This window comes from Pseudomonas zhanjiangensis (assembly GCF_041027545.1).
Lineage (GTDB): Bacteria > Pseudomonadota > Gammaproteobacteria > Pseudomonadales > Pseudomonadaceae > Aquipseudomonas > Aquipseudomonas zhanjiangensis.
Map to the genome: position 1 here is coordinate 38,167 of NZ_JBFTEG010000021.1, position 21,252 is coordinate 59,418.

Annotated in this window: 19 protein-coding genes and 2 tRNA genes; 15 read left to right on the top strand and 6 right to left on the bottom strand. The window is 63.1% G+C overall.

The window, feature by feature from the left end:
• Window positions 1-54: 54 nt before the first annotated feature.
• Entirely contained in the window at window positions 55-366 is a 312-nt protein-coding gene (gene yhbY, locus AB5S05_RS19435) for a ribosome assembly RNA-binding protein YhbY (protein WP_369289178.1), read from the bottom strand.
• A gap of 102 nt (window positions 367-468) precedes the next feature.
• On the opposite strand from yhbY, the gene rlmE reads away from it, so the two are divergent.
• The 15 genes from rlmE to pnp all read left to right on the top strand — a co-directional run bounded on the left by rlmE (window position 469) and on the right by pnp (window position 15,656).
• Window positions 469-1,092, top strand: a complete 624-nt coding sequence (gene rlmE / locus AB5S05_RS19440) for a 23S rRNA (uridine(2552)-2'-O)-methyltransferase RlmE (RefSeq protein ID WP_369289179.1) — start codon at window positions 469-471, stop codon at window positions 1,090-1,092.
• 170 nt (window positions 1,093-1,262) lie between these two features.
• A complete protein-coding gene (gene ftsH / locus AB5S05_RS19445) occupies window positions 1,263-3,176 on the top strand; it encodes an ATP-dependent zinc metalloprotease FtsH (RefSeq protein ID WP_369289180.1) in 1,914 nt (637 codons plus the stop codon).
• Window positions 3,177-3,184: 8 nt separating this feature from the next.
• Window positions 3,185-4,036, top strand: a complete 852-nt coding sequence (gene folP, locus AB5S05_RS19450; RefSeq protein ID WP_369289181.1) for a dihydropteroate synthase — start codon at window positions 3,185-3,187, stop codon at window positions 4,034-4,036.
• 20 nt (window positions 4,037-4,056) lie between these two features.
• Window positions 4,057-5,394: a phosphoglucosamine mutase gene (gene glmM, locus AB5S05_RS19455; protein WP_369289182.1), complete on the top strand. Its 1,338-nt coding sequence runs from the start codon at window positions 4,057-4,059 to the stop codon at window positions 5,392-5,394.
• A gap of 65 nt (window positions 5,395-5,459) precedes the next feature.
• A complete protein-coding gene (gene tpiA, locus AB5S05_RS19460; RefSeq protein ID WP_369289183.1) occupies window positions 5,460-6,215 on the top strand; it encodes a triose-phosphate isomerase in 756 nt (251 codons plus the stop codon).
• A 4-nt stretch (window positions 6,216-6,219) separates the two neighbouring features.
• Window positions 6,220-6,603, top strand: coding sequence for a preprotein translocase subunit SecG (gene secG / locus AB5S05_RS19465; RefSeq protein WP_369289184.1), 384 nt, complete (start codon window positions 6,220-6,222; stop codon window positions 6,601-6,603).
• Window positions 6,604-6,625: 22 nt separating this feature from the next.
• Window positions 6,626-6,711: transfer RNA gene (locus tag AB5S05_RS19470), tRNA-Leu, on the top strand.
• A gap of 98 nt (window positions 6,712-6,809) precedes the next feature.
• Window positions 6,810-6,886: transfer RNA gene (locus AB5S05_RS19475), tRNA-Met, on the top strand.
• Window positions 6,887-7,015: 129 nt separating this feature from the next.
• On the top strand, window positions 7,016-7,474 hold the full coding sequence (rimP, locus tag AB5S05_RS19480; RefSeq protein WP_369289185.1) for a ribosome maturation factor RimP: 459 nt from the start codon (window positions 7,016-7,018) through the stop codon (window positions 7,472-7,474).
• Between the two features lie 47 nt (window positions 7,475-7,521).
• The gene (gene nusA / locus AB5S05_RS19485) at window positions 7,522-9,003 is read left to right on the top strand and encodes a transcription termination factor NusA (RefSeq protein WP_369289186.1); all 1,482 of its coding nucleotides are present in this window, start codon (window positions 7,522-7,524) and stop codon (window positions 9,001-9,003) included.
• A gap of 26 nt (window positions 9,004-9,029) precedes the next feature.
• Window positions 9,030-11,513, top strand: coding sequence for a translation initiation factor IF-2 (gene infB, locus AB5S05_RS19490; protein WP_369289187.1), 2,484 nt, complete (start codon window positions 9,030-9,032; stop codon window positions 11,511-11,513).
• Window positions 11,514-11,624: 111 nt separating this feature from the next.
• Entirely contained in the window at window positions 11,625-12,029 is a 405-nt protein-coding gene (gene rbfA / locus AB5S05_RS19495; RefSeq protein WP_369289188.1) for a 30S ribosome-binding factor RbfA, read from the top strand.
• A gap of 4 nt (window positions 12,030-12,033) precedes the next feature.
• A complete protein-coding gene (gene truB, locus AB5S05_RS19500; protein WP_369289189.1) occupies window positions 12,034-12,951 on the top strand; it encodes a tRNA pseudouridine(55) synthase TruB in 918 nt (305 codons plus the stop codon).
• 155 nt (window positions 12,952-13,106) lie between these two features.
• Window positions 13,107-13,376: a 30S ribosomal protein S15 gene (rpsO, locus tag AB5S05_RS19505; RefSeq protein WP_074881307.1), complete on the top strand. Its 270-nt coding sequence runs from the start codon at window positions 13,107-13,109 to the stop codon at window positions 13,374-13,376.
• 174 nt (window positions 13,377-13,550) lie between these two features.
• Complete coding sequence (gene pnp, locus AB5S05_RS19510; RefSeq protein ID WP_369289190.1) at window positions 13,551-15,656, top strand: polyribonucleotide nucleotidyltransferase; 2,106 nt, start codon at window positions 13,551-13,553, stop codon at window positions 15,654-15,656.
• Between the two features lie 80 nt (window positions 15,657-15,736).
• Here the strand turns inward: pnp and AB5S05_RS19515 are convergent, their stop codons facing one another.
• The 5 genes from AB5S05_RS19515 to AB5S05_RS19535 all read right to left on the bottom strand — a co-directional run.
• A complete protein-coding gene (locus AB5S05_RS19515; RefSeq protein ID WP_369289191.1) occupies window positions 15,737-16,036 on the bottom strand; it encodes a DUF2845 domain-containing protein in 300 nt (99 codons plus the stop codon).
• Between the two features lie 35 nt (window positions 16,037-16,071).
• Window positions 16,072-16,368 carry a DUF2845 domain-containing protein gene (locus tag AB5S05_RS19520; RefSeq protein ID WP_369289196.1) on the bottom strand — a complete coding sequence of 99 codons (297 nt, stop codon included), beginning with the start codon at window positions 16,366-16,368 and terminating at the stop codon, window positions 16,072-16,074.
• Window positions 16,369-16,381: 13 nt separating this feature from the next.
• The gene (locus AB5S05_RS19525) at window positions 16,382-19,270 is read right to left on the bottom strand and encodes a DUF748 domain-containing protein (protein WP_369289192.1); all 2,889 of its coding nucleotides are present in this window, start codon (window positions 19,268-19,270) and stop codon (window positions 16,382-16,384) included.
• 102 nt (window positions 19,271-19,372) lie between these two features.
• The gene (locus AB5S05_RS19530) at window positions 19,373-20,389 is read right to left on the bottom strand and encodes a class I SAM-dependent rRNA methyltransferase (protein WP_369289193.1); all 1,017 of its coding nucleotides are present in this window, start codon (window positions 20,387-20,389) and stop codon (window positions 19,373-19,375) included.
• Between the two features lie 193 nt (window positions 20,390-20,582).
• A partial coding sequence (locus tag AB5S05_RS19535) for an acetyl-CoA C-acyltransferase (RefSeq protein WP_369289194.1) occupies window positions 20,583-21,252 on the bottom strand: 670 nt, incomplete at its 5' end.

The following is a 21,252-nucleotide window of genomic DNA, read 5'->3' on the forward strand; positions in this document are numbered from 1 at the left end:
CACAAGGGGCTGGGCCTTGCCAGGTGCGGTCGTGGCGCAACCCAGGGTGGGGGGTCAGGCCTGGTAGCGGTGGATGTTCGACAGGTTCTTGTTCGGCTTGGGGTTCTTGCGATAGAGCAGCGCCATCTTGCCGATGACCTGTACCAGCTCGGCCCTGGCGGCCTTGCACAGTTCGTCGATTGCGGTCAGGCGATCCTCGCGTTCGGTGATCCGCAGTTGTACCTTGATCAGTTCGTGATCATTGAGTGCGCGCTCCAGTTCGGCCAGGACGCCCTCGGTCAAACCATTGTCCGCCACGATCAATACAGGCTTGAGGTGGTGGCCAATAGATTTGAATTGTTTCTTCTGCTCTTGAGTGAGCGGCATAATCTGACCCCTGCGTCTGATCTGGTAAAAATCGGCGGCTAGTTTACCCGAGCGACTTCGGGCCCGCCCAGTTATTCATGATTTGCAATCTCGAGGTACCGCGTGGCCCGTTCCAAGACCAGTCAGCGATGGCTGAAAGAACACTTCGACGACCCCTACGTCAAAATGGCGCAGAAGGATGGCTATCGTTCGCGCGCCAGCTACAAGCTGCTGGAGATCCAGGACAAGGATCGTATTCTGCGGCCGGGAATGACCGTGGTCGATCTGGGGGCGGCGCCCGGCGGCTGGTCGCAGGTGACCAGCCGGGTCATTGGCGACAAGGGTACGCTGATTGCCTCCGATATCCTGGAAATGGACAGCATTCCCGATGTCACCTTCATCCAGGGCGACTTCACCGACGACGCCGTGTTTGCGCAGATCCTCGAGGCGATCGGTGAGCATCCGGTAGACCTTGTGATTTCCGATATGGCCCCCAATATGAGTGGGGTAAGGGAGTCCGATCAGCCGCGGGCCATGTACCTCTGCGAGCTGGCGCTGGATCTTGCCGAGCGGGTGTTGCGCCCGGGCGGGGATTTTCTGATCAAAATCTTCCAGGGCGAGGGGTTCGATCAGTATCACAAGCAGGTCCGGACCCTGTTCGACAAGGTGCAGATGCGCAAGCCGCTGTCTTCTCGCGGGCGCTCGCGCGAGCAGTATCTTTTGGCCAGGGGCTTTCGCGGCGTCTAGTCGTCGGCCAGGCGTTCGGTGATGGATGCGGTTGGCGGCAAATAAAGGGTTACAGACGGCGTCTGCCCGCGGCGGGCGTTGTGTAGTAAGTTAGGTCGGTACATAACTGGTCGTCATGCGAAGCACGCTTCGGCACGGGGCCTGCTTCAGAGGGTAGCTAATTGAACGACATGGCAAAGAATCTGATCTTGTGGCTGATCATCGCCGCTGTTCTGGTCACGGTGATGAACAATTTTTCCAGCCCGAACGAGTCCAACAGGCTCAATTACTCGGAGTTCATCCAGCAGGTGCAGGATGGCCGCGTCCAGCGGGTGACCGTGGACGGCTACATGATCAGCGGCCTGCGCGCCGACGGCTCGTCCTTCGAGACCGTGCGCCCGGCGATTCAGGACAACGGCCTGATCAAGGATCTGATCGACAACAACGTGCAGATCGTCGGCAAACAGCCGGAGCAGCAGAGCATCTGGACCCAGCTGCTGGTGGCCAGCTTCCCGATTCTGGTGATCATTGCCGTGTTCATGTTCTTCATGCGCCAGATGCAGGGCGGTGGCGGCGGCAAGGGCGGACCGATGAGCTTCGGCAAGAGCAAGGCCCGCCTGCTGTCGGAAGATCAGGTCAAGACCACCTTTGCCGACGTCGCCGGTTGTGACGAGGCCAAGGAAGAGGTCAGCGAGCTGGTGGAGTTCCTCCGCGATCCGGGCAAGTTCCAGCGCCTTGGTGGGCGTATTCCGCGCGGTGTGCTGATGGTCGGCTCGCCCGGTACCGGCAAGACCCTGCTGGCCAAGGCGGTGGCGGGTGAGGCCAAGGTGCCGTTCTTCACCATATCCGGTTCGGACTTCGTCGAGATGTTCGTCGGCGTCGGCGCCTCCCGCGTGCGTGACATGTTCGAGCAGGCGAAGAAGCATGCACCCTGCATCATCTTCATCGACGAGATCGACGCGGTCGGTCGCCACCGTGGTGCCGGCATGGGCGGCGGTCACGACGAGCGCGAGCAGACCCTCAATCAGTTGCTGGTGGAGATGGATGGCTTCGAGATGAACGATGGCGTCATCGTCATCGCCGCCACCAACCGTCCCGATGTGCTGGACCCGGCGCTGTTGCGTCCGGGCCGGTTCGACCGCCAGGTGGTGGTCGGCCTGCCGGACATCCGCGGTCGCGAGCAGATCCTCAATGTGCACATGCGCAAGGTGCCCATGGGCGAGGACGTCAATGCGGCCGTCATCGCGCGTGGTACCCCCGGGTTCTCCGGCGCCGATCTGGCCAACTTGGTTAACGAGGCCTCGCTGTTCGCGGCGCGCGCCGGCAAGCGCCTGGTCGAGATGAAGGAGTTCGAGCTGGCCAAGGACAAGATCATGATGGGTGCCGAGCGCAAGTCCATGGTCATGTCCGACAAGGAGAAGCTCAACACGGCTTTCCACGAGGCGGGCCATGCCATCGTCGGGCGCCTGGTTCCCGAGCACGATCCGGTCTACAAGGTGTCGATCATTCCTCGCGGGCGCGCCCTGGGCGTGACCATGTTCCTGCCCGAAGAGGATCGCTATAGCCTGAGCAAGCGGGCGCTGATCAGTCAGATCTGCTCGCTGTTCGGTGGCCGTATCGCCGAGGAAATGACCCTGGGCTTCGATGGCGTCACTACCGGCGCCTCCAATGACATCATGCGTGCTACCCAGTTGGCGCGGAATATGGTGACCAAGTGGGGTTTGTCGGAGAAGCTCGGTCCGCAGATGTATGCCGAGGAAGAGGGAGAAGTGTTCCTGGGGCGCAGCATGGGCAGCCAGCACACCAATGTCTCGGCCGACACCGCCAAGCTGATCGATCAGGAAGTGCGCAGCATCATCGACTCCTGCTATGCCACGGCCAAGCGTCTGCTCGAAGAGAATCGCGACAAGCTCGATGCCATGGCCGAGGCGCTGATCAAGTATGAGACCATCGATAGCGATCAGATCGAGGACATCATGAATGGTCGCGTGCCACGCGAGCCCAAGGGTTGGAGCGGCAGTGATGGCGGCGGCACGCCGGCGGTCAAGACCGACGAGGTCGATCGTCCAGAAAAACCCATTGGTGGTCCGGCCGCCGAGCATTAAGGTCAGACATGTCTGTTGCGCAAAGCCCGAGCCGGCTGCCCTGTGGCAGTCGGCTTCTTGATTTGGCCCGTCCGCAAGTGATGGGGATTCTCAATGTCACACCGGATTCGTTTTCCGATGGCGGTCGCTACAGTCAGCGCGACGCGGCCTTGCGTCATGCGGAAGCGATGGTTCTGGCGGGGGCGACCCTGATCGATGTCGGTGGCGAGTCAACCCGCCCTGGGGCACAAGCCGTGTCGCCGACCGAGGAGCTCGAGCGCGTGGCGCCGATAGTGGCGGCCATTGCCGCCGAGCTGGACGTAATCGTTTCGGTGGACACCTCGACCCCGGCCGTGATGCGTGAGGCGGCGCGGCTGGGGGCGGGGCTGATCAACGACGTACGTTCGCTACAGCGCGATGGTGCCCTGGATGCCGCGGCCGATAGCGGTTTGCCGGTTTGCCTGATGCATATGCGTGGCGAACCGACCACCATGCAGCAAAATCCCGAGTACGGAGATGTGCTGACCGAGGTGCGCCAGTTTCTCGAGGAGCGCATGGCGGCCTGTGCGACCGTCGGTATCGCCGCCGAGCGGTTGATCCTCGATCCGGGCTTCGGTTTTGCCAAGACCCTGGCGCACAATCTCAGCCTGTTCAAGCGCATGGAGTCCCTGCACGAGCTGGGCCGGCCGCTGCTGGTCGGTGTCTCTCGCAAGAGCATGATCGGTGGGGTGTTGGGTCACGAGGTGGGCGGGCGTCTGTATGGCAGCTTGGCCTTGGCCGCGCTGGCCGTGACCAAGGGGGCGCAGATCCTGCGGGTTCATGATGTGGCGGAAACGGTCGATGTGGTGCGCATGATTGCCGCAGTCGAAGCGGCTGAATAAGTACTAAGGAAGTTTGGGTTATGGGCAAGAAATATTTTGGTACCGACGGCATTCGCGGGCGGGTCGGCACGTTTCCGATTACCCCCGACTTCATGCTCAAGCTCGGCTGGGCGGCAGGCATGGCGTTTCGCAAACAGGGCAAGTGCCGGATTCTGATCGGCAAGGATACGCGGATATCCGGCTATATGTTCGAGTCTGCGCTGGAAGCCGGGCTGGCGGCTGCAGGTGCCGACGTGCAGTTGCTCGGGCCGATGCCAACCCCGGCGATCGCCTATCTGACCCGTACCTTTCAGGCAGATGCGGGCATCGTCATCAGTGCCTCGCACAACCCGCACGATGACAATGGCATCAAGTTCTTCTCCAGCCAGGGCACCAAGCTTCCCGATGAAGTGGAGCTGATGATCGAGGAATTGCTCGACCAGCCGATGACCGTCGTGGACTCGGGGCAGCTGGGCAAGGCCTCGCGAATCAACGACGCGCCTGGCCGCTATATCGAGTTCTGCAAGAGCAGTGTGCCAACCAGTACCAGTTTTGCCGGCCTGAAAGTCGTGCTCGATTGCGCCCATGGCGCGGCTTACAAGGTCGCGCCCAGTGTATTTCGCGAACTCGGGGCGGAGGTGTCGGCGCTCTCCATCCAGCCCAATGGCTTGAATATCAACGATGGCTGTGGCTCCACGCATGTGGAAGCGCTGCAGGCCGAAGTGCTGGCGCAGCAGGCCGATCTCGGCATCGCCTTCGATGGCGACGCCGACCGTGTGTTGATGGTCGACCACACCGGTGCGCTGGTTGATGGTGACGAGTTGCTGTTCATCATCGCGCGAGACCTGCAGGAGCGGGGAAAGCTGCAAGGCGGCGTCGTCGGCACCCTGATGAGCAATCTCGGTCTTGAGCTGGCGCTGGATGAGCTGGGGATTCCGTTCGTGCGCGCCAAGGTGGGCGACCGTTACGTGATTGCCGAGTTGCTGGCGCGCAATTGGCAGCTGGGCGGCGAGAATTCCGGGCACCTGGTGTGCTTTCAGCACACCACCACCGGCGATGCAATCATCGCGGCGCTCCAGGTTTTGCTGGCGCTCAAGCGCCGCGGGCAAAATCTCGCCGAGGCCCGTCAGGGTATGCGCAAGTGTCCCCAGGTGCTGGTGAACGTGCGCTTCGCCGGGGGGGGCGATCCGCTTGAGCATCCAGCGGTGCAGGACGCCAGTGCGCGGGTCAACGAGCGTATGGCGGGGCGCGGCCGGGTATTGCTGCGCAAGTCTGGAACCGAGCCATTGGTCCGGGTCATGGTCGAGGGTGACGATGAGGGCCAGGTGCGCAGCTATGCCGATGAATTGGCTAAAGTAGTTGCGCAAGTCTGCATCTGATTCGGCTTGCCAGCTCCGGTGCTGTTGGGTAACATCTGCGCCCTCTTCGACCTATGAGGTAAAGCATGCGTCGCCCTTTGGTTGCTGGTAACTGGAAAATGCACGGTACCCGCGCCAGCGTCGCAGAGCTGATCAACGGTCTTCGGCAGCAGGTGGTACCTGCTGCTGTCGAGGTGGCGGTATTTCCCGGCAGCCTGCATATAGCGCAGGTTGTCGAGGGGGTGGCGGGTTCGGCTGTGGTTGTGGGTGCGCAAGACTGCGCCATCGAAGCCGAGCAGGGCGCGCTGACCGGGGAGGTCGCGGCGAGTCAGTTGCAAGACGTCGGCTGTCGCTACGTGCTGATAGGGCACTCCGAGCGGCGCACGGTCTTGGCGGAGTCGGACGACTGGGTGGTGCGCAAATTTGCAGCTGCTCAGTCCTGCTCCCTGGTTCCGGTGCTCTGTGTCGGGGAGACCCTGGCGCAGCGCGAGGCGGGCGAGACGCTGGCCGTGGTCGGGCGTCAGTTGGATTGTGTTATCAGTGCCTTGGGTGTGGATGTTTTTTCCAAGGCTGTTGTGGCCTATGAGCCGGTCTGGGCGATTGGTACTGGTTTGACGGCATCGCCGCAGCAGGCCCAGGAAGTGCACGCGGCGATTCGTGCTCGGATTGCGGCGGAAAGTGGCGATGTGGCGCGCGGTGTAAGAATTCTATACGGCGGCAGTGTCAAGGCCGCCAGTGCGGTCGAGTTGTTCGGCATGCCGGATATCGATGGGGGGCTTGTGGGTGGGGCCTCTCTGAATGCGGATGAGTTCGGTGCGATCTGTCGTGCCGCAGGAAGCTGAAGAGATGCTGGAAACAGTCGTGGTGGTGTTTCATCTGCTGGGTGCGATCGGTGTGGTCGTGCTGGTGTTGTTGCAGCAGGGTAAGGGTGCCGATGCCGGTGCCTCTTTTGGTTCGGGTGCTTCGGCTACCGTTTTTGGCAGTCAAGGTTCCTCTACCTTTTTGAGTCGAGTTACTGCTATACTTGCGGCCGCTTTTTTCTTAACTAGCTTGGGCTTAGGCTTCTTTGCTAAAGAAAAGGCTGATGCAATGAATCAGGCCGGTTTGCCTGATCCGGCAGTGCTGGAAGTGCCGCAGGCCAAGCCGGCGGTAGAAGATGTGCCAGTGCTCGAAGAGCAAGCGCCTGCTGCTGACGCAGTGGACGTACCTCAGGCTTCAGAGCAGCAGTAAGCAACAAGCAACAAGCGATTTTGCCGAGGTGGTGGAATTGGTAGACACGCTACCTTGAGGTGGTAGTGGCCATAGGCTGTAGGGGTTCGAGTCCCCTCCTCGGTACCAATTAAACAAGAAAGCCCGCTACATGCGGGCTTTCTTGTCGCTGGGGCTTCGGTTGACCCTGGCAGGTGTTCGGCCGTATACTTCGGCCCCAGCTTTGACGCGGGGTGGAGCAGTCTGGTAGCTCGTCGGGCTCATAACCCGAAGGTCGTTGGTTCAAATCCAGCCCCCGCAACCAGTAGTAGCGGAGCCCCTTTTCAGGGGCTTTTTGCTAGCTGCGAGACAGATTTGCCGGCCTTTAGAGGCGGTTCGATGGGATGGGCGTTTCGCCCATTTTTTATTTGCACAGCATGCGCGAGGGGTTCAGGTGTCGAGCAAGCTAGAACAGTTGCAGGCCTTGGTGGCCCCGGTAGTCGAGGCGCTCGGCTATGAGTGCTGGGGTATCGAGTTCCTGTCGCAAGGGCGGCATTCGCTGCTGCGGATCTATATCGATCATGCCGACGGCATTCTCATCGATGATTGCGAGAAGGTCAGTCGGCAGATCAGCGGTGTCCTCGATGTCGAGGATCCCATCAGTGCCGAGTACACCCTTGAGGTGTCCTCGCCAGGGATGGATCGGCCGCTGTTCACGCTGGAGCAGTTCGCCGCTCACGCCGGAGAACAGGTAAAGGTCAAGCTGCGTTCGCCTTTCGAAGGGCGTCGCAACTTTCAAGGTCTCCTCCGTGGCGTGGAGGATCAGGATGTGGTGGTGCAGGTGGATGACCACGAGTTCCTGTTGCCGATCGATCTGATCGACAAGGCCAATATTATTCCCAGGTTTGATTGAGACGCGGATCCCGCGGATCCAATGGATTGCGAAAGGCGAGGCGTACGATGAGCAAAGAAGTACTGCTGGTTGTTGAGTCGGTGTCCAACGAGAAGGGCGTACCGGCCGGCGTTATTTTCGAAGCGCTGGAGTTGGCCCTGGCCACGGCGACCAAGAAGCGTTTTGAGGACGAAGTCGAGTTGCGCGTGGCGATCAATCGCCAAACCGGCAACTATGAGACGTTCCGTTGCTGGACGGTTGTCGATGAGGCCGATTTTGAAGACCCGGCGCATCAAGTCACCGTCGATATGCCCCGGGCGGTTGAGGCAAATGCCAAGGTAGGCGATGTGCTCGAGGAGAAAATCGAGTCCATCGAATTCGGGCGCATTGCGGCGCAGACTGCCAAGCAGGTCATCGTCCAGAAGGTCCGCGAAGCCGAGCGCGCTCAGGTGGTGGAAGCCTATCGTGAGCGTCTGGGGGAAATCATCTCCGGCACGGTCAAGAAGGTCACCCGTGACAATGTGATCGTCGACCTGGGCAACAATGCCGAGGCGCTGCTGGCTCGTGAAGACATCATCTCGCGCGAGACCTTCCGTGTCGGCGCGCGGATACGTGCGCTACTCAAGGAAATCCGCACCGAGAACCGCGGTCCGCAGCTGATTCTTTCGCGCACCGCGCCGGAAATGCTGATCGAACTGTTCCGTATCGAAGTGCCGGAAATCGCCGAAGAGCTTATCGAGGTGATGGGCGCGGCACGTGATCCTGGTTCGCGCGCCAAACTGGCGGTGCGCTCCAAGGACAAGCGCATCGATCCGCAAGGTGCCTGTATCGGCATGCGCGGTTCGCGCGTGCAGGCAGTGTCCGGTGAGTTGGCCGGCGAGCGCGTGGATATCGTGCTCTGGGATGACAATCCGGCGCAGTTCGTCATCAACGCCATGTCGCCGGCTGAGGTCGCGGCGATCATCGTTGATGAGGACGCCCATGCCATGGACATCGCTGTTGGCGAAGACAATCTGGCCCAGGCGATTGGACGGGGCGGGCAGAACGTGCGCCTGGCCAGTCAATTGACCGGCTGGACGCTCAATGTGATGACCGAGGCCGATATTCAGGCCAAGCAACAGGCTGAAACGGGCGACATCCTGCAGAACTTCATCGACGAGCTGGAAGTCGACGAAGAACTGGCCCAGGTGTTGGTCGAGGAAGGCTTCAGCAGCCTGGAAGAAATCGCCTACGTGCCGATGGAAGAGATGCTCAGCATCGACGGTTTCGATGAAGAAATCGTCAATGAGCTGCGTTCGCGGGCAAAAGATCGCCTGCTGACCAAAGCCATCGCCACCGAAGAAAAACTGGCAGACGCCCACCCGGCCGAAGACCTGCTCTCCCTTGAGGGTATGGACAAAGGCCTGGCGCAAGAACTGGCAGTACGCGGTGTGATTACCCGCGAAGACCTGGCCGAGCAGTCGATTGACGACCTGCTCGACATCGACGGCATCGACCAAGAGCGTGCCGGCAAGCTGATCATGGCCGCCCGAGCCCACTGGTTCGAGTAAGTTTTACGGCCTGAGGAGAGAAATGCATGTCGCAAGTCACGGTGAAAGAACTGGCCCAAGTGGTCGACACACCGGTAGAGCGCCTGCTGCAGCAGATGCGTGAGGCGGGTTTGCCGCACAGCAGTGCCGAGCAAGTTGTCACCGATAATGAAAAGCAAGCCCTGCTTGCTCATCTCAAGAGCAGTCATGGCGATAAGGTGGAAGAGCCGCGCAAGATTACCCTGCAGCGCAAGACCACCAGCACCCTGCGCGTAGCAGGCAGCAAGACCATCAGCGTTGAAGTGCGCAAGAAGAAGACCTTCGTCAAGCGCAGCGCGGAAGAGATCGAGGCCGAGAAGCAGCGCGAGCTGGCCGAGCAGCGTGCGGCCGCCGAAGCCGCTCGCCTGAAGGCTGAAGAAGAGGCCAAGCGGCGTGCCGAAGAAGAGGCCCGGCGTCAGGCGGCAGCTCCTGCGGCGGCCGATGCGGCGCCCGTGACGGCTGCGCCGGCGGCGGTGGAGTTGCCGGTCGCTGCGCCCGTGGTCGAAGAGCGCAAGAAGGAAGAGCCTCGTCGTGGCGACAAGGCGCGCAGCGACGACGACCGTCGTGGCGAGCGCAAGGCCACCCAGCACCGCCCAACCGTCAAGGAAAAGGCGCCGGCACCGCGAGTTGCCCCGCGCACCATCGACGAAGAGCGCGACAGTTTCCGTCGCGGCGGTCGCGGCAAGTCCAAGCTGAAGAAGCGTAACCAGCACGGTTTCCAGAGCCCCAGTGGTCCGATCGTGCGCGATGTGGCCATCGGTGAGACCATCACCGTCGGTGAGCTGTCGCAGCAGATGGCGGTGAAAGCTGCCGAAGTGATCAAGTTCATGTTCAAGATGGGCACGCCTGTGACCATCAACCAGGTACTGGATCAGGAAACCGCGCAGCTGATCGCCGAGGAATTCGGTCACAAGGTCAAACTGGTCAGCGACAACGCCCTGGAAGAGCAGCTGGCCGAGTCCCTGAAGTTCGAAGGCGAAGCCATCGCCCGGGCGCCGGTGGTGACTGTCATGGGTCACGTCGACCACGGCAAGACCTCGCTGCTCGACTACATCCGTCGGGCCAAGGTCGCTGCCGGCGAGGCCGGTGGTATCACCCAGCATATCGGTGCCTATCACGTCGAAACGGATCGTGGCATGGTCACCTTCCTCGATACCCCGGGTCACGCCGCATTTACCCAGATGCGTGCCCGCGGTGCCAAGGCCACCGACATCGTCATCCTGGTGGTGGCGGCTGACGATGGCGTGATGCCGCAGACCGAGGAAGCGGTGCAGCATGCGAAAGCCGCCGGCGTGCCGCTGGTGGTCGCGGTGAACAAGATCGACAAGGAAGGCGCCGATCTCGACCGGATCAAGAACGACCTGGCCGGTCGTGACGTGATTCCGGAAGAGTGGGGTGGCAACACCCAGTTCGTGCCGGTTTCCGCCAAGGTCGGTACCGGTGTCGACGAGCTGCTCGAAGCCATTCTGCTGCAAGCCGAAGTCCTCGAGCTGAAGGCCACGCCTTCGGCCCCGGGTCGCGGTGTGGTCGTCGAGTCGCGCCTGGACAAGGGCCGCGGCCCGGTCGCCACCGTGCTGGTGCAGGACGGTACCCTGCGCCAGGGCGACATGGTGCTGGTCGGCTCCAACTACGGCCGCATCCGCGCCATGCTCGACGAGAACGGCAAACAGGTTAAAGAGGCGGGCCCGTCCATTCCGGTGGAAATTCTCGGCCTGGACGGTACGCCGGATGCCGGCGACGAGATGACCGTGGTTGCCGACGAGAAGAAGGCCCGCGAAGTGGCATTGTTCCGCCAGGGCAAGTTCCGCGAGGTCAAGCTGGCCCGCGCCCACGCCGGCAAGCTGGAAAACATCTTCGAAAGCATGGGCCAGGACGAGAAGAAGACCCTCAACATCGTCCTCAAGGCCGATGTGCGCGGTTCGCTGGAGGCCCTGCAGGGCTCGCTCGGCAGCCTGGGTAACGACGAAGTGCAGGTGCGCGTAGTGGGTGGCGGCGTCGGTGGTATCACCGAGAGCGATGCCAACCTGGCGCTGGCCTCCAATGCCGTGCTGTTCGGCTTCAACGTGCGTGCCGATGCCGGCGCACGGAAGATCGTCGAGCAGGAAGGCCTGGACATGCGTTACTACAACGTCATCTACGACATCATCGAAGACGTCAAGAAGGCCCTCACCGGCATGCTCGGCAGCGACGTTCGCGAGAACATCCTGGGCATCGCCGAGGTCCGTGACGTGTTCCGCTCGCCGAAGTTCGGCGCGGTGGCCGGCTGTATGGTGGTCGAGGGTATCGTCCATCGCAATCGCCCGATCCGCGTGTTGCGCGAAGACGTGGTGATCTTCGAAGGCGAACTCGAATCCCTGCGTCGCTTCAAGGACGACATGACCGAAGTGCGTGCCGGCATGGAGTGCGGTATCGCAGTGAAGAGCTACAACGACGTCAAGGTCGGGGACAAGATCGAAGTATTCGAGAAGGTCCAGGTGGCACGCAGCCTGTAAGGCAACGCGTCGCAATGCGCAGCGCCCGGCCACGCAACAGCGCGGCCGGGCGTTTGCCGATTTCAAGCCCGGTGCTTTCATGAGCGGCGTGGCGAGTGGAAGGTAGTAACGATGGCAAAAGACTATAGCCGTACCCAACGTATTGGCGATCAGATGCAGCGCGAGCTGGCACAGCTGATCCGTCGTGAAGTCAAGGATCCGCGCCTGGGCCTGGTGACCATCACCGCGGTCGAGGTCAGTCGTGACGTCGGTCATGCCAAGGTGTTCATCACCGTGATGGCCGCCGAGGATGCCGCCGACAGCGTGGCGCAGAGCCTCAAGGTGCTCAACGACGCGGCCGGTTTCCTGCGCATGCAGCTGGGCAAGGCGATGAAGCTGCGCAGCGTGCCGCAGTTGCATTTCCACTATGACGAGAGCGTGCTGCGTGGCGCCCACCTGTCCGCGCTGATCGAGCGTGCGGTGGCCGAAGACAGCCAGCATGAGCATGGCGATCGCAAGACCGAGGCCGAGGAGTAAGCGCGTGGCCCAAGTCAAACGTATTCGTCGCCAGGTCAATGGCATCATCCTGCTCGACAAGCCCCGCGGCTTCAGCTCCAACGCGGCGCTGCAGAAGGTGCGCTGGCTGCTCAACGCCGAGAAGGCCGGGCATACCGGCAGTCTCGATCCGCTGGCGACCGGTGTATTGCCCCTGTGTTTTGGTGAGGCCACCAAGTTCTCCCAATACCTGCTGGACGCCGACAAGGGCTACGAGACGCTGATGCAGCTCGGCGTCACCACCACCACCGGCGATGCCGAGGGTGAGGTGGTGGAGCGTCGCCTGGTGACCGTTGGTCGCGCCGAAATCGAGGCCCTGCTGCCACGTTTTCGCGGGGAAATCAGCCAGATACCGCCGATGTACTCGGCGCTCAAGCGTGATGGACAGCCGCTGTACAAGCTTGCCCGTGCCGGTGAAGTAGTGGAGCGCGAGGCGCGTTCTGTTACTATTGCGCGCTTGGAATTGCTGGCCTGTGAAGGCGAGCAGGCGCGCCTGGCGATTGCCTGCAGCAAAGGCACCTATGTGCGTACCCTGGTCGAGGATCTCGGCCAGCTGTTGGGTTGCGGGGCGCACGTCGCCGAACTGCGACGGACCCAGGCGGGCCCCTTCAGCCTGGCGCAGACGGTGACGCTGGAAGAGCTGGAAGCGGCCCATGCCGAAGGCGGCAACGAGGCGCTAGACCGCTTTCTGCTGCCGGTAGACAGCGGGCTCGAGCACTGGCCGTTGGTGCAGCTCTCCGAGCACAGTGCGTTTTATTGGCTGCAGGGGCAGCCGGTGCGCGCTCCCGAGGCGCCGAAATTTGGCATGCTGCGGGTACAGGATCACACAGGCCGCTTCATCGGTATCGGTGAGGTGAGCGAAGACGGGCGTATTGCGCCGCGTCGTTTGATTCGGTCGGTATGACCGAAGTGAGCCGCCAATGACTTCGGTCTTCGGCGGTTCATACCGAGGGTGGCTGTTAATAGGCACGGTCATGCCTCACTTTAAAACACGGGAAGCGATTCCCGGCCTATTGGAACTGCTGCCTGCAGCAGTTTCCTAACTGAGAGGAAGCCCAGATGGCACTCAGCGTTGAAGAAAAAGCCCAGATCGTTAACGACTACAAGCAAGCTGAAGGCGACACCGGTAGCCCGGAAGTGCAGGTTGCACTGCTGTCCGCCAACATCAACAAGCTGCAAGGCCACTTCAAGGCCAACGGCAAGGACCACCACTCCCGTCGTGGCCTGATCCGTATGGTCAACCAGCGTCGTAAGCTGCTGGACTACCTGAAGAGCAAGGACACCAGTCGTTACAGCGCCCTGATCGGACGCCTGGGTCTGCGTCGCTAAGCAATGCTTACGCGTAGCTGACTGCCGAAGCTGGAAGTGGGGCGCGTCCCCGCTTCCAGCTTTTGCGTTTCTGCTTCAGGTGTTTTGGACAGCCACGGGTCCGACTCCCGCCACTGCCCCCGAATTCAGCTATACCCAGATTCCCCCAAAGGCAACATAGAGAAGGAAAACACCGTGAACCCGGTAATCAAGAAATTCCAGTTCGGTCAGTCGACCGTTACCCTCGAGACTGGCCGTATCGCCCGTCAGGCCTCCGGCTCTGTGCTGGTCACCGTCGATGACGACGTCGCCGTACTGGTCGCTGTGACTGGTGCCAAGACCGCCGACCCGAGCAAGGGCTTTTTCCCGCTGTCGGTGCACTATCAGGAAAAAACCTATGCTGCCGGCAAGATTCCTGGCGGCTTCTTCAAGCGTGAAGCACGCCCTTCGGAAAAAGAGACCCTGACTTCGCGTCTGATCGACCGTCCGATCCGCCCGCTGTTTCCCGAAGGCTTCCAGAACGAAGTGCAGGTGATCTGCACCGTGATCTCCACCAGCAAGAAGACCGATCCGGACATCGCCGCGATGATCGGCACCTCCGCTGCCCTGGCCATTTCCGGCATCCCGTTCAACGGCCCGATCGGTGCCGCGCGCGTGGCCTTCCACCCGGAAACCGGCTACCTGCTGAACCCGACCTACGAGCAGCTCAAGGCCTCCAGTCTGGACATGGTCGTGGCCGGCACCAAGGACGCCGTGCTGATGGTCGAATCGGAAGCCAAAGAGCTGACCGAAGACCAGATGCTGGGCGCCGTGCTGTTCGCCCATGACGAATTCCAGGCCGTGATCCAGGCCGTTACCGAACTGGCTGCTGAAGCCGCCAAGCCGGCCTGGGATTGGCAGCCAAAAGCGGAAAACACCGCTCTGCTCGATGCCATCCGCAGCGAATTCGGCGAAGCCATCTCCCAGGCCTACACCATCACCATCAAGCAGGATCGCTATGCGCGCCTGGGCGAGCTGCGCGAGCAGGTCGTCGCCAAGTTCTCCGGCGAAGAAGGCCAGCCGTCCGCTGGTGAAGTGAAGGATGCCTTCGGCGAAATCGAATACCGCACCGTGCGCGAGAACATCGTCAACGGCAAGCCGCGTATCGACGGTCGTGACACGCGCACCGTGCGTGGCCTGAACATCGAAGTCGGCGTTCTGGACAAGACCCACGGTTCGGCGCTGTTCACCCGCGGCGAAACCCAGGCCCTGGTCGTCGCCACCCTCGGTACCGCCCGTGACGCGCAGCTGCTCGACACCCTGGAAGGCGAGAAAAAAGACCCCTTCATGCTGCACTACAACTTCCCGCCGTACTCGGTGGGCGAGTGTGGCCGCATGGGCGCCACCGGTCGCCGCGAAATCGGCCACGGCCGCCTGGCGCGTCGCTCCGTTGCCGCCATGCTGCCGAGCCCGGACGAGTTCCCTTACACCATCCGTGTGGTCTCGGAAATCACCGAATCCAACGGTTCCAGCTCCATGGCATCGGTCTGCGGTGCTTCGCTGGCGCTGATGGATGCCGGTGTGCCGATGAAGGCGCCGGTAGCCGGTATCGCCATGGGCCTGGTCAAGGAAGGCGAGAAGTTCGCCGTGCTGACCGACATCCTCGGTGACGAAGACCACCTGGGCGACATGGACTTCAAGGTAGCCGGTACCGCCAAGGGCGTCACCGCGCTGCAGATGGACATCAAGATCCAGGGCATCACCGAAGAGATCATGGAAATCGCCCTGGGCCAGGCCCTGGAAGCGCGCCTGAACATCCTCGGCCAGATGAACCAGGTGATTGCCGAGTCGCGCAGCGAGCTGTCGGCCAACGCCCCGACCATGATCGCGATGAAGATCGACCAGGACAAGATTCGCGACGTGATCGGCAAGGGTGGCGCGACCATCCGTGGCATCTGCGAAGAGACCAAGGCCTCGATCGACATCGAAGACGACGGCACCATCAAGATCTTCGGTGAAACCAAGGAAGCGGCCGAGGCTGCCCGTCAGCGCGTGCTGGGGATCACCGCCGAGGCCGAGATCGGCAAGATCTACGTCGGCAAGGTCGAGCGCATCGTCGACTTCGGCGCCTTCGTCAACATCCTGCCGGGCAAGGACGGTCTGGTGCACATCTCGATGCTGAGCGATCAGCGCGTCGAGAAGGTCACCGACGTGCTCAAGGAAGGTCAGGAAGTGAAGGTGCTGGTACTCGACGTGGACAACCGCGGCCGTATCAAGCTGTCGATCAAGGACGTCGCTGCCGCCGAGGCCTCGGGCGTTTGATCGAAACTGCCTGATGCATCGAAGAAGAGGGCCCGCACGGGCCCTCTTTTTTTTGTCTGCGATTCTTGCGAAGTGGCCGATCAGTGACCGCGCTTGCTGTCGATCCTGCGCAGCCGGTTACCCTCGAAGCGCAGGAAATGGTACATGCCATGGCGCGGGCCGTAGGTCCACTCCTCGACCGTCACCTCGTTGCGAAAGCCGTAGGCGTCGATCACTTCGCGATAGCCGAGAAAGTCGCGGCTGGCCGGTTCGCCGCATTTGTCCAGGACCTCGGCGCCACTGTCGTCGGTGTTGATCAGGGCGCTGCCGCAGCGCAGGCTGGCGGCCTGGAGAGGGCCGCCGATCACGCCGAGCAGTAGGAGCAATAACAGGGTTCTCATCGGCAGGATCCCGAGTCGCTGGTTGAGCCGCGCATTCAGTTGTCGCGCCGGCGTTCGATATGGGTCAGGCGGTTACCCTCGAAGGTGAGAATGGTCAACATGCCGTTGCTCGGGCCGTACACCCACTCCTCGATCAGGTATTCACGCCTCTCGTTGGGGCCCAGACCGTAGCCGATCAGGTCGCGCAAGACGGGCTCGCCGCACTTCTGCTGCACCTCGAAGCTGCGGTCGCCTAGGCTCACCAGCTGGCTACCGCAACGCAGGGTATCGGCGTGCGCCAGGCCGGCGCTACAGCCGAGCGCCAGGACCAGGCCGAGTCGGGACAAAGGCATCATCATCCGCATCCTATTGGCTGTCGAGGTGCAGCGGGCTGGCCACCCGGTCACCTTCTGCGCGCTGGCCCAGGCTGACGTCCAGCAGGTAGACGCGCTCCCCGGCGAGGCCGCCGCGATCGACCAGGTAGTCCTTGATGGCGGCGGCGCGGGCCTGGGCCAGCTGGCGCTGCAACATTTTGCTCTGCTGCCAGGAACGCAGCACGGCCTCGCGCAACTGGGCGAGGCGCTGCTCGCCTTCCAGCTCGGCCCATTCGGCCGGTGGCTGCTGCTTCAGGCGCGCCCGGTAGATGCCTTCGAACAGCGCCGCGACTTCATCCTCGGGAACCTGCAGCTCGCTGGCCTCGCTCGGGACCGGCTCGCCGCGGCGCTGGAGGATCTTGTAGTAGGTGTTCTGCAATTCACGCTGCAGGCGCCGTTCGGCCAGGGGCGGGCCGTCGAGTGGCTGGGCGCTGGTGCCTTCGACTTCCAGGCGCAGGGCCGGACGCGCCTGCAGCGCCTTGGCTAGGGCGTCCAGGGTGCTCTGGGCGCTGGCGTCGAGTTCGGCACTGCCGGCGGCGAAGGGCACCTGGCTGAGGTCCATGTCAGCGCCGCCACCGACCAGCCCGGCGATGAACTTGAACGGCGCCTGGACTGCGCGCAACACCAGGTTGCGCAGGCTCTTCCAGACGATCGGCATGACGCTGAACTCCGGGTTGTTGAGGTCGCCCTTGACCGGCAACTCGATGCTGATCTTGCCTTCGCTGTCCTTGAGCAGGGCTACGGCCAGGCGGATCGGCAGGTCGACCGCGCTGGGGCTGTCGACCTTCTCGCCCAGTTGCAGTTGCTCGACCACCACCTTGTTGTCGGCATTGAGCTGGCCATTGCTGATGCGGTAGTGCAGGTCCAGGTTGAGCCGGCCCTTGCGGATCCGGTAGCCGGCGAATTTGCCGGAGTAGGGGGTCAGGGTCGTCAGCTCGACCTGGCGGAACTGGGTGGCGATGTCGAGGCTGGCGAGTGGGTCGAAGGGGTTCAGGCTGCCTTTGATACTCACTGGCGCATAACGGTCGACCTTGCCGGCTATGGCTACGCTGGCGGGTGTCGCCGAGCGGTTGTCGAGGGTGCCGATGCGACCGTTGAGCTGCTGGATGGCGGTGGCGAAGTTGGGGGTCAGGCTGAAGTCGGCGAAGTTGGCCGAGCCGTCGTTGAGGGTCACCTCGCCGATATGGATGGCCAGCGGCTGGCCGGCAGGCGTGGGTGGGGTCGCCGGCTCCGGCGACTCGGGCGGGCTTTGGGGAATCAGCAGGTCGTTGATGTTGGTGCTCAGGTCCTCGTTGACGATGAGGCGGGCATAGGGCTTGTCGAGACGTACCCGATCGATGCTCAGGCGCTCGCCGTGCTGGTAGTCGATACCGTCCAGGTTGAGCTGCTGCCAGCGGACGAAGTCGCGCTCCTTGATGGTGTCGAGGCTGTGCACCTGATTGAGCTGGGCGTTGCCACTGACGCCGAGTCTTAACGGTGCGGTGCCGGCCAGCTCGACCGCAAGGTCGCTGGCGAGGCGGCCGCTGCGCAGTTCGATATGCATGAATGGGCTCAGGTAGGCCTGAGCCAGACGCAGGTCGATATCACGGCTGGTGACTTGCAGGCTGGCGGTGGTCGGGTTCAGTTGCACCTGGCCCACGGCCTTGAACTGGCCCTGTTTGCCCAGGCCGGTGTCCAGTCTGAGGGTGAAGGGCGAGGTGCCGAGGCTGTCGAACTGCTGCAGGTCGAGGTTCAGTGGGCCGAGGTCGAGTGCGACCTCCTGCCTGGGCATGCGGTCGGCCAGATGCACCTGATAGTCGCGCAGTTGTACGTCGCTCAGGATGACCTGCCAGGGTTGGCGCGGCGCGGTCGCCGGCGCCGGTGCTTGCTCGCCGTCCGGCTTGCTCAACAGCTTCAGCCAATCCAGCTGGCCATCGGCTTCGCGGGCGGCCCAGGCTTCCAGTTGCTGGCTGCGCACCTTGCCGATCAGCACCTGCTGCTTTGCGAGGTTCAGGCTGGTTTCGGCGATTTCCAGGCTGGCCAATCTCGCCAGGGGGCGGCCCTCCGGCGTCTCGATGGCGAAGGGGGCCAGGGTCGCCTGGGCATTGTGCAGCTGCAGTTGGGTGCCGTCGGCCAGGTCCAGTTGATAGTCGGTACTCAGGCTGAGCAGGCCCTGATCGAGCACCAGGGGCAGTGCATCGCGGACATAGGGCCAGAAGCTCTGCAGGCGCGCGTCGCTGATCTTCAGGCTGCCGCTGGAGCTGATGGGGGCCAGGCTGAGCTGTCCCTGCCAGTCGATTCGCCCACCCTGCGGCCCGCTGGCGACCAGGGACATCTCGGCGCTGACGCCAGGCAGGGTGCTGAGATGGTGCAGTTCCAGGTCGAGCGCCTCGTAGCGGAACTCGACTGGCTCGCTCGGGCGCAGGTCACGGAATTCGAGCTGGCCGCCGTTCAGGGCGATGCGGTCGATGCGCACGGCCAGCGGCTCGCTGCGCGCCGGTTCGACCGCATCGGCAGGGGCCTTCGGCAGCGCGAGCAGCTGGCTTAGGTTGAGGGTGCCCTGTTGGTCGAACAGGACCTCGACCCGCGGTCGATCCAGTTCGACCTCCGCCAGGTGCAGGGCGCCGCTCCACAGGCTGTCGAGCTGCAGGTTACCGTGCAGCTGTTCAAAGGCCAGCTGCTCCTGGCCCGGTTCGCCGATGCGCAGGCCCCACAGGCTGAGCTCCAGGCTGAAGGGGTTGAGTTGCAGGCGAGCGAGCGTGGCGGGCAGGGTGGCGTACTGCGCCAGCTGCTGGTTGGCAATGCGCAGGGCGATACCCGGCAGGATCAGGAAGCCCAGCAAGCTGTACAGGGCAAGGGCAATCAGCAGGGCGCTCAGGGCGCGTTTCAATCCTTTGTGCATGGCAATGCGTCATCTATCCCGACGAGAAATGCCTTGGAGTATGGCATGCACGCGCGGTTCCCGGCGTTACCCGGGCCGCATTTGCGCGCGCCCGGCCGGGGTTCAGAAGCGCAGTATCAGGGTTTTCAGCGGTGGCTGGTCATCGAGCGAGGGGAAGTCCGCTGCCGGTGGCAGCAGCTGGACGTCCCGAACCGGGCGTCCGAGCTTGGCGGCGCAGCGCAGCACCTGATCGCGCCAGTCGGAGAGCGCCACCTTCGCCAGGTTGTTGCAGCAGACCAGCACCCCGTCGTCGGCGGTGGCGAGGATCGCCGGCTTGAGCAGGCTCTGGTAGTCGCGCAGCAGGTCCACGGTGCCGAACGCACTCTTGGCCCAGGCCGGCGGGTCGAGGAATACCAGGTCGAACTGGCGCTGCGCCAGGCGTGGGTAGCTCGGCAGCTTCTGCCCGCGGCGCTGGGCGATCGGCAAGCCGGCCAGCTGGCGGATCGCCGGGAAATAATCCGACTGGATGAACTGCATGGGCGCCAATCCGGGATTGAGTGCGCCGTTCTCGCGGCCGACCGCCAGGTTGCCTTCGGCGAAGTCCAGGTTGACCACCTCGCGCGCGCCGCCGGCCGCGGCGCTGAGGCCAACGCCGCAGGTATAGGCGAACAGGTTGAGCACGGACTTGCCTGCGCTGCTGGCCTTGACCCAGCCGCGAGCGTTGCGCAGGTCGAGGAACAGCAGCGGGTCCTGACCGGCATGACGGCCTCGTACCCGGTAGTTGATCCCCCATTCATGACCAACACAGTCTGCCAGGGCCGGTTCCTCGGCCTGGTACACGGAATCGCTGCGGTCGATGCGCGAGTTGCCCCGGGAGCGGTCGTTATAGACCAGCAGCAGGGGTTGGCTCAGGGCACTGCAGATCAGCTCATGGGCGGCCAGCAATTCGTTGCGGCTCAGGCTGTTGTGGAAGCTCTGTACCAACAGCTGCGGGCCGTAGCGGTCGAGGGTCAGGCCAGCGGCGCCTTCCTGGCTGCCGTGGAACAGTCGATAGCAGTCGGTGCCCTGTTGATGCAGTGCCTCGAGCAGGGACTGGCGGTTATCGAGGGCGGCGCGCAGCGCCTGGTCGAGAGAAGGCATGCGCGGCACTCGGAAAGAGGAAAGCCGGCAGTTTACCAAGAAAAACGCCGGCGCCCGCTATCGCCGCGGGGCCGGCGCTTGCCTGTCAGGACTTCTTGTCCAGCGCTCGTAGTAGCAAGGAGGCGGCGCGCAGACAGTAGATTCACTACGGCAAGCGACGCCGACGCAGTTAGTGCGAGTGCTGGGCGTGAAGTCAGCGTTCGATGGCCAGGGCCACGCCCTGACCGCCGCCGATGCACAGGGTGGCCAGGCCCTTTCTGGCGCCACGCTTGATCATCTCGTGCAGCAGGGTCACCAGAATCCGGCAGCCGGAGCCGCCGATCGGGTGGCCCAGGGCGATGGCGCCGCCGTTGACGTTGACCTTGCCGGCGTCCCAGCCCAGCTCCTGGCCGACGGCCAGGGCCTGGGCGGCGAAGGCCTCGTTGGCCTCGATCAGGTCGAGTTCGTCCAGTTGCCAGCCGGCCTTGTCCAGGCAGCGGCGGGTCGCCGAAACCGGGCCGATGCCCATGATCGCCGGATCGACGCCGGCGTTGGCATAGGCGGCGATCCTGGCCAGCACCGGCAGGCCGAGGGCCTGGGCCTTGGCCTCGCTCATCAGCAGTACCGCGGCGGCGCCGTCGTTGAGGCTGGAGGCGTTGCCGGCGGTGACGCTGCCGTCCCGCTTGAATGCCGGCTTGAGCTTGCCCAGGGATTCGGCGCTGGTGCCGGCACGCGGCTGCTCGTCGGTGACGAAGGCCAGCGGCTCGCCCTTGCGCTGGGGGATCAGGATCGGGGTGATCTCGTCATTGAAGCGGCCGGCTTCGATGGCCGCGCAGGCCTTGAACTGAGAGGCGGCAGCGAAGGCGTCCTGGTCCTCGCGGGAA

Coding starts and splice junctions, on each gene's coding strand:
- AB5S05_RS19520 (WP_369289196.1), bottom strand. CDS start 16,368: ATGCCTTTGTCCCGACTCGGCCTGGTCCTGGCGCTCGGCTGTAGCGCC.
- rbfA (WP_369289188.1), top strand. CDS start 11,625: ATGGCAAAAGACTATAGCCGTACCCAACGTATTGGCGATCAGATGCAG.
- nusA (WP_369289186.1), top strand. CDS start 7,522: ATGAGCAAAGAAGTACTGCTGGTTGTTGAGTCGGTGTCCAACGAGAAG.
- AB5S05_RS19525 (WP_369289192.1), bottom strand. CDS start 19,270: ATGCACAAAGGATTGAAACGCGCCCTGAGCGCCCTGCTGATTGCCCTT.
- AB5S05_RS19515 (WP_369289191.1), bottom strand. CDS start 16,036: ATGAGAACCCTGTTATTGCTCCTACTGCTCGGCGTGATCGGCGGCCCT.
- rpsO (WP_074881307.1), top strand. CDS start 13,107: ATGGCACTCAGCGTTGAAGAAAAAGCCCAGATCGTTAACGACTACAAG.
- secG (WP_369289184.1), top strand. CDS start 6,220: ATGCTGGAAACAGTCGTGGTGGTGTTTCATCTGCTGGGTGCGATCGGT.
- tpiA (WP_369289183.1), top strand. CDS start 5,460: ATGCGTCGCCCTTTGGTTGCTGGTAACTGGAAAATGCACGGTACCCGC.
- ftsH (WP_369289180.1), top strand. CDS start 1,263: ATGGCAAAGAATCTGATCTTGTGGCTGATCATCGCCGCTGTTCTGGTC.
- yhbY (WP_369289178.1), bottom strand. CDS start 366: ATGCCGCTCACTCAAGAGCAGAAGAAACAATTCAAATCTATTGGCCAC.
- glmM (WP_369289182.1), top strand. CDS start 4,057: ATGGGCAAGAAATATTTTGGTACCGACGGCATTCGCGGGCGGGTCGGC.
- AB5S05_RS19530 (WP_369289193.1), bottom strand. CDS start 20,389: ATGCCTTCTCTCGACCAGGCGCTGCGCGCCGCCCTCGATAACCGCCAG.
- folP (WP_369289181.1), top strand. CDS start 3,185: ATGTCTGTTGCGCAAAGCCCGAGCCGGCTGCCCTGTGGCAGTCGGCTT.
- infB (WP_369289187.1), top strand. CDS start 9,030: ATGTCGCAAGTCACGGTGAAAGAACTGGCCCAAGTGGTCGACACACCG.